General features: G+C 51.0%; 1 rRNA gene. It reads left to right on the top strand.

The window, feature by feature from the left end:
* Window positions 1-392, top strand: a 16S ribosomal RNA gene (locus AC1DOP_RS27250); the annotation flags it as partial.
* Window positions 393-514: the final 122 nt, after the last annotated feature.

Raw genomic sequence — 514 nt, 5'->3', positions numbered from 1 at the left:
GGAGACTGCCGGGGTCAACTCGGAGGAAGGTGGGGACGACGTCAAATCATCATGCCCCTTATGTCTTGGGCTTCACGCATGCTACAATGGCCGGTACAAAGGGYTGCRATACYGTGAGGTGGAGCKAATCCCAAAAAGCCGGTCTCAGTYCGGATTGGRGTCTGCAACTCGACYCCATGAAGTCGGARTCGCTAGTAATCGCAGATCAGCAACGCTGCGGTGAATACGTTCCCGGGCCTTGTACACACCGCCCGTCACACCACGAGAGTTTGTAACACCCGAAGTCGGTGGGGTAACCTTTATGGAGCCAGCCGCCTAAGGTGGGACAGATGATTGGGGTGAAGTCGTAACAAGGTAGCCGTATCGGAAGGTGCGGCTGGATCACCTCCTTTCTAAGGATAATTACGAGAGCGCTTTTGTTTTGTTCAGTTTTGAATGAGTAATTCATTCAAATAGGAAAGACCGTCATCACGATGTGATGGATACTTTCTGCTTTGTTCCTTGAAAACTAGAT

The sequence above is a fragment of the Massilia sp. 01N410 genome, assembly GCF_056399665.1.
Note: the sequence above shows the minus strand (reverse complement) of the source record. Positions and strands in the feature narration are given on the sequence as shown.